Origin of the sequence: Acinetobacter sp. KS-LM10 (genome assembly GCF_036896575.1) — a bacterium.
GTDB lineage: Bacteria > Pseudomonadota > Gammaproteobacteria > Pseudomonadales > Moraxellaceae > Acinetobacter > Acinetobacter avistercoris.
Genome location: NZ_CP145906.1, coordinates 2,749,138 through 2,763,756, shown reverse-complemented (window position 1 = coordinate 2,763,756; position 14,619 = coordinate 2,749,138). Strand labels below are relative to the sequence as shown.

The following is a 14,619-nucleotide window of genomic DNA, read 5'->3' as shown; positions in this document are numbered from 1 at the left end:
ACTATTGTCTTGGATTAATTTGATAAAGCTTGAAGACCTCTAAAGCGATTTATAAATAAGTGCAGCTCTTAGAGAGTCGACTTCATATCAGCCAGCAGGCAAGAACATGCTGCATGAGCTATAAACTTTTTAATTTATTTAGATGAGTATCAGATAAGCATTTGCTTGCCCTGTTTGAATTTAATTGACGTACAATGCCAGTTCTGATGCAGCTCTCAATCCTGTTTAAGCAAAAAATTCTCGTCCTCAGTTGATTATTGGCACAAAAATGGCGCAACCAAAGAAAGCATTTCCAAAGCAAAAGTCGGAATTACATCCAAGAAATCTACATCGCAGTCGGTATGACTTTCCCCAGCTGATGAAAAGTTGTGCAGAACTTACTCCATTTGTATCGCTCAATAAATATGATGACCTTTCAGTGGATTTTTCAAATCCTGAAGCCGTGAAAATGCTCAATAAAGCGCTGCTTAAGCACTTTTATCATATTCAGCATTGGGATATTCCCCAAGGTTTTCTTTGTCCACCTATTCCTGGTCGAGCAGACTATATCCATTATTTGGCTGACCTGCTCGCTGAGTGTAATGGCAATCAGATCCCACGAGGCAATAAAGTTCAAGTTCTGGATATTGGCGTAGGTGCGAACTGCATCTATCCAATAATTGGTCATCGTAGCTACGGTTGGAAATTTGTCGGAACAGACATTAATCCCGCATCGGTAAGTAGTGCAAAACTGATTACACAAGCGAATCCTAATCTGACCAAGTCGATTGATATTCGTCTGCAAAAATCTCCAAAAAATATATTTAAAGGGATTGTTAAGTCGGCTGATCGTTTTGACCTGACCTTATGTAACCCGCCGTTTCATGCTTCACAACAAGAAGCCGATGCCACTGCAACAAAAAAATTGATAAATCTCGGTAAGCAGGACAAGGGTGCTAAATTAGTTTTGAACTTCGGTGGTACTCAATCAGAATTATGGTGTGAAGGTGGAGAAGAACGTTTCCTCTGCCAAATGGTCGAAGAGAGTATCGTTTTTGCTCAACAATGTTTTTGGTTTACCACACTCGTATCGAAGAAAACGACTTTACCTGTTGTATTACGCGCTTTACGTTCAGTTGGTGTAACGGAAGTCAAAACGATTGGTATGGCTCAGGGACAAAAGGAGAGTCGTTTTCTGGCTTGGACTTTCCTTGATTCTAAGCAACAACAAGACTGGATACGTACTCGCTGGTCGAAAACCTAAGATCGAAGATGTTTGACCTAATACTACGAGTGTTTGCGAAGCCCTGAGTATCAACTTTGTTTAGTGAAGCTCAGAAATTTGAGAGAATACTGTAGAGCGTTGATGATGCTTATTCATCAATTTATTTTAGTTATGCGACGATCAACGAGATGTGGTGGTCATTTTGAATTTGGTTACAAAAAACCCATACGACATAAATGTGAGTTTATGAGTAAAGGTTTAGCCTTTGGCTTGATGCAAGATCTTATTTTATATATAGATAATGCTCTAATTCGGATTGTAAATGCGTATGTTTCTCATTTTAATTTTATAAAAATCATAAACTTACATATTTATTCTTTTGCAATCTGAATCCCTTTTCTTCATAATAGCGATTACAGAAATGGAGATATTGAAATGCGTGGCAATCCAGAAGTAATAGATTATCTGAATATGTTGATCGGTGGTGAGCTGGCTGCACGTGATCAGTATTTGATTCATTCTCGTATGTACGAAGATTGGGGTCTAAGCAAGATTTTTGAACGTATTGATCATGAAATGCAAGAAGAAGCACAACATGCAGATGCGATCATACGCCGTGTACTTTTCTTAGAAGGTACACCGAATATGAATCGTGAAGATATCGATATTGGTCAAGATGTAGTTTCATGTTTAAAAGCAGATTTGAAACTTGAATATGAAGTACGCGAGAAACTTGCACAAGGCGTAAAGCTTTGTGAAGAAAAGGGTGATTACATTACTCGTGATATGTTGCGTCAACAAATGTCTGATACTGAAGAAGATCATACTTATTGGTTGGAAAAACAACTGCGTTTGATTCAATTGATTGGCTTACAAAATTATATTCAATCGCAAATGTAAAAATTATTTAAATGTAAGTTTTAAAGTACAAAAAAACCCAGCCTAGTCTGGGTTTTTTTAGCTTCTTACTTTTTTCAGACTCTTACTCATTCATGACCTTAGTTTTTCATATTCTCAGTTTTTCAGCTTCTTAGGGTATTAGACTCTTAGTTTCTCAAACAAAGCGCAATAAAGATAAAAAATAAGAAATTAAACGTTCATCAATAATCCGAAATGATTTTTATGAATGTTTTTGAATATCTTGTAAAACTTGCTTCGCATGAGTTTGTGTATTCACACTGGTATAGTGATAGACAATATTTCCTTTAGGATCAATTAAAAAGGTTTCTCTTTTGGCGATTTTGGCGATTCCCAAATTACGAACAATACCAAACTCTTGAGCAAGTTGCTGCTTATGATCGGCTAAGATCGGAAAAGGCAGGTCTAATTTTTCAGAGAATTTTCGATGTGAATCCACATCATCTAAGCTTACGCCTAATACCACAGCATTGTTTTGGATGAATTGTGGATAGAGGTTTTTAAATTGATTAGCTTCTTCGGTACAACCTGGAGAATTATCTTTAGGGTAGAAGTATAAAACAACCCATTTGCCGCGATATTGTTTTAACTCATGCCACCTAGCGTGTTGATCTTGCAACCTAAAGTTCGGTGAGGGTTTACCGACCCATTGTTTTTGAGCATTGTCATTTTTTACAAGAACACTTTTTTCCGCATTGACTGTAGTCGCACCTAAGCAGCCAAACATGCAGACTAAACAGATATTTGCAATTTTTATATTCATCGTTTGACACTCTAAAGTGTAATGGGTCGAATCATCTTAGCAAAATTAATGCTTTTAAAATGTAGTGATTAAATTAATATAGAAACCCGTTCATAAAAATAAAAAAGGAACACGATGGATATCGGTGCTGTACTAATTAAATTAAAACCTAACGCTTTATATCAGGTAGACACTTGGCAGAATGAGTTGAACGCGCGTAAGCAAGAAGCGCTAGAAACATTAGTGCATGAAAATGTTTATGTTGAATCATGGTTTCATGTGTCACTAGAAGGACAGGATTATTTAATTGCATATATGAGAGCAGACGATATTGCGCGTGCCCAAGAAATTGGCAGAAAGAGCCAGTTTCCTATAGATCAGATACATAAAGCTTTTAAGCAAAATTGGGAGAAGGTCATTCCTGCGACACTGCTGGTGGATTTAGAGAACCAAAAATGATGATTATTAAGTAGTTTAAGGTCAATTAAAAATTGAGTTCAGATATAAGATTTTTCTTTAAGCTAAAATAGTCTTTAAACAATTACCTTAAAAGATGATTGATTTTGATCAATATTCTCAATGCCTTCTGGCGCCTGAATTTATATACTGAAATTCAAAGCAAAGCTAAGGAATAGCCAGCATGCAAAAGATTTTACTGATCACCGGTTGGGGGGTGGGAACCAGACCCTTAGAAGCTTTCAAAAACAATTTAATAGAACACAATTTCGTGGTTGATTTAATCGACGTTTTTGATGCTTTTGAATCATCTACTCTAGAACACTATGTGCAGTTAGCGCAGAAATATGATGTGCTCATGGGGTGGTCGCTGGGTGGTCAGTTAGCAACATTATTAACAAAGCGCGTTTATGAAAAGTTCGCTGAAACTAAAACATTAATTACCTTGGCTTCAAATCCGAGTTTTGTGGCAAATGATGATTGGAATGTGGGCATGCCCATTTCAACATTTTTGAATTTTCGAGAATCATTTGAAAAAGAACCCAATATGACGATTAAACGTTTTTGTTATTTGGTGACTCAAGGTGGCACAAGCGCTAAGCAAGATTGGCAATGGTTACTAAATTCAATCACACGAGATGAGCAATTATTAAAAGCAAAAACTTTAGAGCTCTTACAAAGTTTAAATACCGTTAATATCTTAAAAAACTTGAATAGTGAACAGATACATTTTTTTGCAGATCAAGATGGTTTAGTTAGTCACAAAGTTATCGAAAACTTTCGCAAATTAGACGCAAAGTTTTTAAAAATAGAATCGGTTTCTGGCTCTCATGGCTTTCCGATTTTCAAATCCAAGTGGTTAAGTGACAAAATCGTTCAATATCTTGAAGCAAACGAAAAATCTTAATCAAAATTGTTTGATCAGGCAATTAATTTTATTTCCCATAATCGTTATGATGACGCTAGATGAAGGAGCGAATCAGATGAAGGGAACGGAATGACAGACTTATTCGATCAAACACATATTTGGCATCCATATACATCTATGACCAACCCCTTACCGACTTTTAAAGTAAAAAGTGCGAGTGGTGCAGTCATAGCGTTGGAAGATGGTCGTCAATTGATTGATGGGATGTCTTCGTGGTGGTGTGCGATTCATGGTTATAACCATGCAGCATTAAATCAGGCAGTTACTGATCAACTCCAAAATATGTCGCATATCATGTTTGGTGGATTTACACATGACCCAGCGATTGATTTGGCCAAGTTGTTATTGCAGATCTGTCCTCCAAATTTAGATAAAATTTTTTATGCAGACTCGGGTTCCGTTGCTGTCGAAGTCGCTTTAAAAATGGCCGTGCAATATTGGTCTGCTCAAGGTCAGTTGAATAAGACCAATTTCATCACCACACGTTCTGGTTATCATGGTGATACATGGAACGCGATGTCAGTCTGTGATCCTGTTACAGGGATGCACCACATTTTTGGAAAAAGTTTACCAAATCGAATATTTATTCCAGCACCGAAAATTGGTTTTGATCAAGCTTGGGATTCAGCAGATATTGTTGAATTAGAGCAAGCACTTGAAGCCAATCATCAAAATATTGCAGCATTTATTATTGAGCCGATCGTGCAAGGTGCAGGAGGAATGCGTTTTTACCATCCTGAGTATTTGCGCCAAGCGAAAAAGCTGTGTGAACAATACAAAGTTCTCATGATTTTTGATGAAATAGCGACAGGTTTCGGGCGTACTGGAAAGCTGTTTGCTTGGGAGCATGCGCAAGTTGAACCTGATATTATGTGTATCGGTAAGGCGCTAACGGGTGGATATATGACGCTTTCCGCGACCTTAACCACAAAGCATGTGGCAGAGATGATTAGTCAGGGTGAAGCTGGTGTGTTTATGCATGGCCCGACGTTTATGGCCAACCCACTCGCTTGTGCAGTAGCCTTGAAAAGTACCCAATTGCTTTTGGAACAAGACTGGCAAGCCAATATTAAGCGTATCGAAAATCAATTAAAAGAACAGTTAAATCCTTTAGCCGATCTAGCATATGTACAAGATGTGAGAGTGCTGGGTGCGATTGGTGTTGTAGAGTTAAAATTTGATGTCGATATGAAAACCTTGCAACAGCAATTTGTTGAACGTGGAATTTGGATTCGACCATTTGGCAAGTTGGTGTATGTGATGCCGCCATATATCATTACGAAAACCCAGCTTGAAACACTCTTAACACAACTGGTTGAGGTGGTTCAGTCTATGCAAGAGGTGAATGCGTGAGTTTGCTTGACCATTTTGCACAACAAATAGATGACCTTAAACAGCACGGTAATTTACGTCAATTTAGTAGTAATGTTCAGCAAGATCGTTATATCTATATCAATGACCATCAAATGCTAAATTTGTCATCCAATGATTACTTAGGTTTAGCGTCAGACATGACATTAAGAGAAGAGTTTTTTGATTTGACCGCTGTCGAACAGCGCCAAATGACGTCTTCTTCATCCAGATTATTAACGGGCAATTTTCCACAATATGAGCAATTGGAGTCGAGCTTAAGTCAAGCGTTCCAAGGCCGTGCAGCGCTGCTTTTTAACAGTGGCTATCATATGAATATTGGGATTCTACCCGCGGTATGCGATAAACGAACGTTGGTACTTGCTGATAAGTTGATTCACGCCAGCATCATTGATGGCATTCAACTGTCGAGCGCAAAATATATACGCTATCGTCATAATGATTTAGATCATTTAAATCAGCTTTTAGTGCAATATCATGCCGACGAAAATTATGATCGGATTATTGTGGTCACCGAATCTATTTTTAGTATGGATGGTGACGAAACTGATTTGGCTGCCTTGGTCAAACTTAAACAGAATTATGCCAAGGTGATGCTTTATGTCGATGAAGCACATGCCATTGGTGTCCGCGGAGATCAAGGCTTAGGTTGTGCAGAACAATATAAGGTCATAGATGATATTGATTTTTTAGTGGGCACATTTGGCAAAGCGATGGCATCAATAGGCGGTTATTTAATCTGTCATCCGATTCTTCGTGATTTTTTAATCAATAAAATGCGTCCTTTGATTTTTAGTACGGCTCAACCACCTATTTGTATGGCATGGACAGATTTTATTTTCCATAAAATGTTAACAATGTATGCGCAAAGACAGGAATTAAATCAATTGGGGCAGCATTTACGTAGTGCGATCCAAACGAAACAATATCAATGTCCTTCGAGTTCGCATATTGTTCCCGTGATCTTGGGGGATTCGATCATTACGGTTACTAAAGCAAAGCAAATGCAGGATGCTGGCTTTTTTGTCATGCCTGTACGTCCACCGACTGTACCCAATGGGAGTGCTCGGTTACGTATTTGTTTAAATGCGAAGATAAAAACAACTGATCTTGATCAGTTGGCGTATTTGTTATAACTGGGCAGATGAGTCGAATGAATATTGAAAAAGCAGAGGTTGCAAAGCGCTTTGCTAAAGCCCATCAGAGTTATGGGACTCATGCCGTTGCACAGCAGAATATCTGTAAGCATTTGATTGCGTTGATGCAGCTTCATTTAGATCCGAATATACAACTAGCCAAATTCAAACGTATTTTTGAAATTGGCTGTGGCTCTGGTTATTTAACCCATTTGCTGCATCATCATTTTCAAATTCAGCACATCTATTTAAATGATCTTTATTTCGAAGTTGAGGCGCATTTTGATCACACTCAGATAGCTGCTCAAGTTGGATGGTGCATAGGGGATGCTGAAAAAATCACTTATCCAAATGCTTTGGATTTAATCGTTTCAAGTTCGGCTTTACAGTGGATGACAGATCTTGATTTGCTATTTTCGAAATGTCGACACGCATTAATCACATCAGGCTATTTATGCTTTTCAACTTTTGGTCAGGATAATTTAAAAGAAATTAAAGCCCTGACGGGTCAAGGTTTAGACTATATAGATTTAGATGATTTAAGACAGAAGTTAGAATATCAAGGTTTTGAAGTTATACAGATTTCTGAGCAATATGAGCAGCTTTCCTTTGAGCACCCCAAACAGGTCTTACAGCATTTAAAAGCCACAGGTGTCACAGCGACCGCACAAAAACATCGGTGGACGAAGCAGTCTTTGACGCAGTTTTATTTAGATTATCAAAAATTCTCTCATCAAGATGATCAGGGTCAGCAACATTTTCAACTGACTTACCATCCTATATACGTGATTGCACGGAAGAAAACCCAATGAAAAATGTATTTTTTGTCAGTGGAATTGACACTGGTATTGGTAAAACGTATGTCACTGGTTATCTGGCAAAACTATGGTTTGAACAAGGTCAATCTGTCATTACGCAAAAGTTGGTGCAAACGGGTAATGTCGATATTTCAGAAGACATTGAGAAGCATCGTGAGATCATGGGGCGAGGGTGGTTTGCAGAAGATCAGTCTAAATTGACGATGCCTGAAATTTTCAGTTATCCAGCTTCTCCTCATTTAGCTACCCAAATCGATGGTCGTGATATCAATTTTAATAAAATTGACTCTGCAACGAAGCAACTGGCTGAACAATATGATGTGGTGTTGCTTGAGGGTGCAGGTGGTTTAATGGTACCACTCACTCAAAATATGCTGACGATAGATTATTTGGTCGAGAAAAAATATCCGATTATTTTGGTCAGCTCAGGTCGTTTGGGAAGCATTAATCATACGTTATTAAGTTTGGAGGCTTTAAAGGCACGAGGACTGTCATTATTTGCGTTGGCTTATAATTTAAAAGATGAATCACAGGATGCTCTTATTTCAAAAGACACAGCGTGTTATTTGAAATCTTATTTAAAACAGTTTTTCCCTGATGCACAATGGATTGATATTCCTGTAATTTAAACCAAGCCACAAGATTCTTCTGATCTACACAAACATGTCTAATCAATACACTCATGTTTTTTTTAAGCATGAGTTTTGATTGAAGAAAAATAATCATCGATATTTTACAATTGACCCCTAGTGCTGCATGAGTTATTTCATAATATAATTGACTTGATCTTAGCGTTAAACGCTTATTTATATATTTCCAAAAAGTAAATATATTCAGAAATATAAGAAATTATAAGATTTAAAAAATACACATACGCGTTTTTTCATAATTGATTGCTCTATTTTGTTTTCTTTCATAGGAAGAAATAAAGGGGGCCTATGAAAGAGCGCTATTCATATTCATAAAAAATAAAGAGAAAAATATGAGTTCAGAAGCGAGTTCAATCAGTTTGCTGGCCCCTGTGATTTTATTAGCCGCAGCAGTGATTGCAGTGCCGATATTTAAACGCATTGGTTTAGGTTCTGTACTCGGTTATTTAATCGCAGGGTTAATCATTGGTCCCTTTGGATTTGCCTTCTTCTACGACTCCACTTCAATCTTGCACATTGCTGAACTGGGCATTGTGATGTATCTGTTCATTATTGGTCTGGAAATGCAGCCCCGTCACTTATGGAGCTTAAGACGCGAAATTTTCGGTTTAGGTACATTACAAATAACCCTCTGTACTATCGGGCTACTCGGTGTGGGTTTGGCATTTGGATTTAGCTGGCAAGTTGCGTTTATTGGAGCCTCTGGATTTGTTCTGACGTCTACGGCTATTGTCATGCAGTTATTGGGTGATCGTGGTGATATCGCTCGACCTCGTGGGCAAAAAATCGTAGCGATACTCTTATTTGAAGATTTACTCATTGTTCCACTTTTGGCTTTTGTTGCATTCATGGCGCCGAATCAAATTGTTGAAAGCACATCCGAACGGTTGCAAGACATTGGTATAGGCTTGCTGGCAATTGGAGGATTGGTGGTTGCGGGTTATTGGTTGTTAAATCCGCTGTTTCGTTTATTGGCTGCCGCAAAAGCAAGAGAAGTTATGACTGCCGCTGCACTTTTAGTTGTGTTAGGGGCAGCTTTGATGATGCAGCTCAGTGGTCTTTCCATGGCTATGGGCGCATTTTTAGCTGGCGTTTTGCTGTCTGAATCTACGTTTAGACATCAGATAGAAGCGGATATTGAACCTTTTCGGGGTATTTTACTCGGATTGTTTTTCCTTGGTGTGGGAATGTCATTAAATCTGGCCGTAGTAGCTAAAAACTGGCCGTTGATTGTGAGTGGTGTTGTTGCACTCATGTTTGTAAAAGCAATTGTGATCTACTTTGTGGCTCGTGTGACGAAAAGCTCACATATTGAAGCACTAGATAGAGCATTATTAATGGCACAAGGCGGTGAGTTTGCCTTTGTCCTTTTTGCCGCTGCAACTACCGCACAAGTGATTGATAACGATATTAAATCCAATTTAACAGCAATCGTTGTGTTGTCGATGATACTTACCCCAATTATTGGAATTTTATTTAAAAATTTCTTACAAGCGAATCAAACCATTTCTTTGGATAATGTGAATTTAGCTGAAGACCTAAACGGTGATGTATTGATGATTGGTTTTGGTCGTTTCGGTCAAGTCACCAGTCAATTGCTCTTAGCAAGAGGTGTCGATGTGACGATCATTGATACAGATATTGAGATGATACAGAGCGCAGAAAAATTCGGTTTTAAAATCTATTATGGCGATGGCTCTCGTTTGGATATTTTGCATGCATCGGGCGCTGATCAGGTTCAAGCGATTGTGGTTTGTGTCAACAATAAGGACGTTACCAATAAAATTGTGGAACTTATTCAGCATGAATTTCCACTTACGACTTTGTTGGTACGTTCATATGATCGAGAGCACTCTCTGCACTTGGTGAAACAAAATGTAGATTTTATCATGCGTGAAACGTTTGAATCAGCGATTAAGTTTGGTGAAGCTATTTTGTCGAAGTTGGGTGTGGATTCAAATGATGTTGAATTGATTAGCCGTGAAATCAGAGAGCGAGACAATGAGCGCTTTGAAACTGAAATTGCAGCAGATGATGTCTATGCCGGCGTTGGTATGCAATATTCACATCAAAGACCAAGACAGACAGCACCACTTGTTCAGCCACAACAAAATGCACGTATTTTAAATGACGATTTAGATGTTGATGTAAAGGATAAGGACGAAAAAAAATGAGTCATTTTGACTCAATCGTTTTGACTTAATGATTTTTAATTCATTACCTTAGCATTATTCATTTCAACTTCATTTATCTTAAGCCAAGGCTTTGTGAGTCCGAATCCTTGGTTTTTTTATGAAGATTAAAATGAGGTGGTTGTTGTCATTGAAGTAAATTTATATCAAGTGGACTAAAGTTCAGATAAATGAAGGCGCAAACAAATAGCCGAATTCATCAATGAACTCGGCTATTTGTTTGCGCCTTAAAGGCGATCTATTTTAATGAAAACTTAATTCATTAAAACTTTTTAAAGCCTTTGTTCATACCGAAAGGCTTACGTGCACCAAACTTGTGTTCCTTCGGACTTTGGTAATCGACTGAGTTACCATTTACTTCAGGCTTGTTTTCGTTACGGTTAGAACGAGTGTCTTGACCAGCAGGACGCGGTGTACGATTGTTATAACGGTTCTCTTGACCTTCAGGACGTGGAGTACGGGTGTTATAGCGATTCTCTTGACCTTCAGGGCGAGGAGTACGGTTGTTATAACGGTTCTCTTGACCTTCAGGGCGCGGCGCACGATTATTAAAACGATTTTCACCACGACCTTGGTCATTGTTTCCTGGGCGAGCATCACGACGTTGTTCTGGTTGAGCTTCGCCTTCGTCACGACGTTGTTGACGTAAATAACCACCACGACGAGCAGCCAAAGGTTTGTCTTGCATACGTTCGTTACGGCGTTTTGCCATACCGAATAAGCCAGTACCTTGGCGTGGTTTTAGCTCAACAGCTTTGGTCAGGTTATCAATATCATTTTTATCAAGCTCAACCCAACGACCAGTACGTAATTCACGTGGCAAAATAACGGTACCATAACGCGTACGTAATAGACGGCTTACTTTTAGACCTTGTGATTCAAAGATACGACGAACTTCGCGGTTACGACCTTCTTTTACAACCACTTGATACCAACGGTTGATACCTTCACCACCAATTTCAGAGAACGATTCAAACTTGGCAGGGCCGTCATCTAAAACAACGCCAGTAGTCATATTCTTTTTCAATTGAGGCGTCACTTCGCCCATTACACGAACAGCGTATTCACGCTCAATTTCATTAGATGGGTGCATAAGACGATTCGCCAACTCACCATCATTTGTAAACATCAACAAACCAGTTGAGTTAATGTCTAGACGGCCGACCATCACCCAACGATCGCCTGGAATAGACGGAAGTTGTTCAAAGACGGTTGGACGGTTTTCTGGATCACTACGTGAGCAAATCTCACCTTCAGGTTTGTAGTAAATCAAAACACGACGACGAATTTCATCTTCAATTTCAAACGCGACCTTACGACCATCGATGCGAAGCTCATCAGTTGGTTCGATGCGTTCGCCCACTTGAGCAACTTGGCCGTTGACACTGACACGACCGGCAGCAATGACTTCTTCCATATAACGGCGAGAACCCAAACCTACTCGTGCCAATACCTTTTGCAATTTTTCACTCATAACAGCATAACCTTAGAAATAATCATCAACAGTTCACCTATTTAAGACTTGGGTGCTTGCACATCCAAAGCCATAAAAGCTTCCTTGGCATCCTGTAGGGGAGGCAATTGAACCAAAGAATTTAGTCCAAATGCATTCAAAAATTGTGGCGTTGTAACTAACAACGCTGGTCTACCTGGAATTTCACGGAACCCAGATTCTTTAATCCAGTTCCATTCGAATAACGTTCTTAATAATTGACTGTTATTCGTCACTCCACGAATTTGCTCAATATCTGCTCGGGTTACGGGCTGATGATAAGCAATCACTGCTAAAGTCTCTAACAGTGATGGTGATAATTTGGTTGGTCGCTCAGGCCAAACTTGTGCGATGGTGCTTCTATACTTGGCACGCACTTGAAAACGAAAACCTTGAGCAATTTCGACGAGCTCAATTGAACGACCATGTTGTAAAACTGCGAGCTGTTGTAAATAAGCACGCAATTGTTGTTTCGTATATTGATCCTGAAACGCTTCTTTTAAACGTGCAATTGAAACAGGTGCATCGCTGGCGAAGATGATCGCTTCAAGCTGCATGAGAACGTCATGATAGAGTTCTTCATTGTTAAAGACGCCTGATTGATCAACAGTCATGAAGGAATCCCTTGAATCGTCAAAGGTGCCTCAATACCAGATGCAATAATCTGAACCTTTTGGTGGCGTGATAATTCCAAAATAGCCATGAAAGTAACCACTAAACCCATACGACCTTGACTGGGTTTGAGTAACTTTTCAAAACCAAGGACTTCGCCTGATGCAACCATATGTTCGATGTATGCGATACGTTCTTCAAGTAATACAGGTTCTTGGATAATTTGATGTATGACAGGTTCAGGACGATTAAAAATGCAAAATAAAGCATCACGCAATAGGTCAGCAGAATAAATTTCTGAAGCAACTGCGGTCTGGCCAAGAGAAACGTTGGTATTAAACGTATCTCGATCTAAGATCGGCATCTTACCTAAACGTTCTGCTGCATTTTTTATTCTTAAATAAGTTTCTAAGCGATCGATCAGTTCTTGCTTAGGATCTTTCTCTATATGAATCGATTTTGGTTTGGGTAAAAGTAATCTTGATTTTAAATCGGCCAATAATGCCGCCATCACCATATAGTCCGCTGTTAACTCAATATCTAAGGACTTCATATTGTCAATATATGACAAATATTGGGTCGCAATTGGTGCAATATCTACCTGCAATAAATCAAAACCATTTTTCTGAATTAAGTAAATTAAAAAATCGAGTGGACCTTCGAAATGTTCTAAAAGAATTTCGAATGCTGCAGGTGGAATATATAAATCCGCTGGAATTGTTTCTTGCCACTCATCTAGAACGCGAATAAGTGGTTGTTGTTCCATAGGATTATGGTTTACTAGAGTCATTACAGTTATTAGCCACGCGAATTTTCAAAAGCATGATAGGGCGATTCAGGAGATCACTTATCGAAATCAATCCAAAAGATAGTGATTCGAATTGCATAAAATATGGCTATATTCTAACGGAAAACGAAAAATGAATAAATTGCAAAAACGGATATTACGATAAAAAACACAAAATAAATAGACACTATTCATTTTTATGAGAACTGGTTGTTATTATCGTGTTTGTTTAATTTTTTTAGACGCTTCAAAGCGCTATTCATTCCGTTTCCTTTGATGCTTGAACTCTTCCATCACTCAAAAAAATCATTGAGTGGAATTAATCGTTATACAAAATTTCTTCTCCTTGAGGAAAGCGGTTATGAATAAGAAATACTGATGGTGAGCATATTGCTTAAAAGACTTAGGTTGTTTAAAAATGACTGATGAAAAGAGGTCTACTCGAACGAAAGTTAAAGAAAGATATGATTTGGACCAGATAATAATTGAGCGATGAGTCATGATTAAAAAATATCAATGTGTAGAAGAAAATAAATATGGTCAGTCTGTAGGGGCTGTAATACAAAATACTCAGCCGATTCAATTCAAGGACGGGGATTTATTCGGGTCTCATGTTAATTTGCTCAGCCTTAAGAAGTCTGCTGTTTCACAACTACAATTAGATCAGCTTTGGCAAGCTACTCAATCTGAATCTGATGATCGCTGCTGGACATATTTACCTTATGCGGGATTTAAAACCATTGTTGATTTAAAATCATCCTTGGATCGTTCGTTCGATTTCCCTGAATCAATTCATTATTTAATTGAGGGTAAGGGTACAATTGTAGGGTGGATTGCATTACTCAATATTCGTAGTCAGAGTCAGGTTGTGGAAATTGGAAATGTTTACTTTTCTCATTTGATGAAACAGTCAACAGCTGCGACTGAGGCGATCTATCTATTATTAAAATGCTGTTTTGAGCAAGGCTTTAGACGAGTTGAATGGAAGTGTGATGATTTCAATCAGCCATCTAAACGAGCTGCATTACGTTATGGTTTTCAATTTGAGGGTATTTTTCGTCAAGATCGAATTGCTAAAGGTCGCAATCGTAATACAGCTTGGTTTTCGATGCTAGATGAAGAGTGGTTGCTCTTAGACAAGGCATATCAAGCGTGGTTATCAATAGAAAATTTTGATGAACAAGTACAACAAAAACTACGTTTAAGTGATTTTATGAAGCTGTATCAGGATTAAAAATATTAGGCAGCATTGTTCAATGGGCATGACTAGATGGGTATTGTATATACATTGCTCGTTTAGCTTTGACTCTCAC

The 14,619-nt window shown here is 38.5% G+C and carries 13 protein-coding genes and 1 pseudogene; 10 read left to right on the top strand and 4 right to left on the bottom strand.

All coding sequences use genetic code 11. The features are described from left to right. Window positions 1-268: 268 nt before the first annotated feature. On the top strand, window positions 269-1,243 hold the full coding sequence (gene rlmF, locus V5M36_RS12480) for a 23S rRNA (adenine(1618)-N(6))-methyltransferase RlmF (RefSeq protein ID WP_338559512.1): 975 nt from the start codon (window positions 269-271) through the stop codon (window positions 1,241-1,243). Window positions 1,244-1,639: 396 nt separating this feature from the next. Then, complete coding sequence (gene ftn, locus V5M36_RS12475; protein WP_338559510.1) at window positions 1,640-2,104, top strand: heteropolymeric bacterioferritin subunit Ftn; 465 nt, start codon at window positions 1,640-1,642, stop codon at window positions 2,102-2,104. 220 nt (window positions 2,105-2,324) lie between these two features. Here ftn and V5M36_RS12470 read toward each other — a convergent pair whose 3' ends face one another. Then, window positions 2,325-2,849: a peroxiredoxin gene (locus tag V5M36_RS12470; RefSeq protein ID WP_338564207.1), complete on the bottom strand. Its 525-nt coding sequence runs from the start codon at window positions 2,847-2,849 to the stop codon at window positions 2,325-2,327. Window positions 2,850-2,999: 150 nt separating this feature from the next. Here V5M36_RS12470 and V5M36_RS12465 point away from each other — a divergent pair, with 150 nt between their 5' ends. The 7 genes from V5M36_RS12465 to V5M36_RS12435 all read left to right on the top strand — a co-directional run bounded on the left by V5M36_RS12465 (window position 3,000) and on the right by V5M36_RS12435 (window position 10,397). Beyond that, a complete protein-coding gene (locus V5M36_RS12465) occupies window positions 3,000-3,323 on the top strand; it encodes a DUF6176 family protein (RefSeq protein ID WP_338559508.1) in 324 nt (107 codons plus the stop codon). A gap of 181 nt (window positions 3,324-3,504) precedes the next feature. Continuing rightward, complete coding sequence (locus V5M36_RS12460) at window positions 3,505-4,227, top strand: hydrolase (RefSeq protein ID WP_338559505.1); 723 nt, start codon at window positions 3,505-3,507, stop codon at window positions 4,225-4,227. A gap of 90 nt (window positions 4,228-4,317) precedes the next feature. Beyond that, complete coding sequence (gene bioA / locus V5M36_RS12455) at window positions 4,318-5,601, top strand: adenosylmethionine--8-amino-7-oxononanoate transaminase (protein WP_338559503.1); 1,284 nt, start codon at window positions 4,318-4,320, stop codon at window positions 5,599-5,601. Next, the gene (locus tag V5M36_RS12450; RefSeq protein WP_338559501.1) at window positions 5,598-6,755 is read left to right on the top strand and encodes an 8-amino-7-oxononanoate synthase; all 1,158 of its coding nucleotides are present in this window, start codon (window positions 5,598-5,600) and stop codon (window positions 6,753-6,755) included. The genes bioA and V5M36_RS12450 overlap by 4 nt, the downstream gene beginning before the upstream one ends. 8 nt (window positions 6,756-6,763) lie before the next feature. Next, window positions 6,764-7,567 (top strand): malonyl-ACP O-methyltransferase BioC, encoded by an 804-nt coding sequence (gene bioC / locus V5M36_RS12445; protein WP_338559499.1) that lies wholly within the window; start codon window positions 6,764-6,766, stop codon window positions 7,565-7,567. Continuing rightward, window positions 7,564-8,202 (top strand): dethiobiotin synthase, encoded by a 639-nt coding sequence (gene bioD, locus V5M36_RS12440; RefSeq protein ID WP_338559497.1) that lies wholly within the window; start codon window positions 7,564-7,566, stop codon window positions 8,200-8,202. Before bioC ends, bioD begins: the two co-directional genes overlap by 4 nt. A 353-nt stretch (window positions 8,203-8,555) precedes the next feature. Then, on the top strand, window positions 8,556-10,397 hold the full coding sequence (locus tag V5M36_RS12435; protein WP_338559495.1) for a monovalent cation:proton antiporter-2 (CPA2) family protein: 1,842 nt from the start codon (window positions 8,556-8,558) through the stop codon (window positions 10,395-10,397). A gap of 571 nt (window positions 10,398-10,968) precedes the next feature. Here the strand turns inward: V5M36_RS12435 and rluB are convergent. From rluB to V5M36_RS12420, 3 genes and pseudogenes are all read right to left on the bottom strand, one after another. Continuing rightward, window positions 10,969-11,889: pseudogene (rluB, locus tag V5M36_RS12430) on the bottom strand (23S rRNA pseudouridine(2605) synthase RluB); the annotation flags it as partial. A 41-nt stretch (window positions 11,890-11,930) separates the two neighbouring features. Then, a complete protein-coding gene (gene scpB / locus V5M36_RS12425) occupies window positions 11,931-12,521 on the bottom strand; it encodes an SMC-Scp complex subunit ScpB (RefSeq protein WP_338559493.1) in 591 nt (196 codons plus the stop codon). Then, window positions 12,518-13,309, bottom strand: coding sequence for a segregation and condensation protein A (locus V5M36_RS12420; protein WP_338559491.1), 792 nt, complete (start codon window positions 13,307-13,309; stop codon window positions 12,518-12,520). Before V5M36_RS12420 ends, scpB begins: the two co-directional genes overlap by 4 nt. 499 nt (window positions 13,310-13,808) lie before the next feature. Between V5M36_RS12420 and V5M36_RS12415 the strand changes: the two genes are divergently transcribed. Then, entirely contained in the window at window positions 13,809-14,540 is a 732-nt protein-coding gene (locus V5M36_RS12415; protein WP_338564205.1) for a GNAT family N-acetyltransferase, read from the top strand. The last annotated feature ends 79 nt before the right edge of the window (window positions 14,541-14,619 follow it).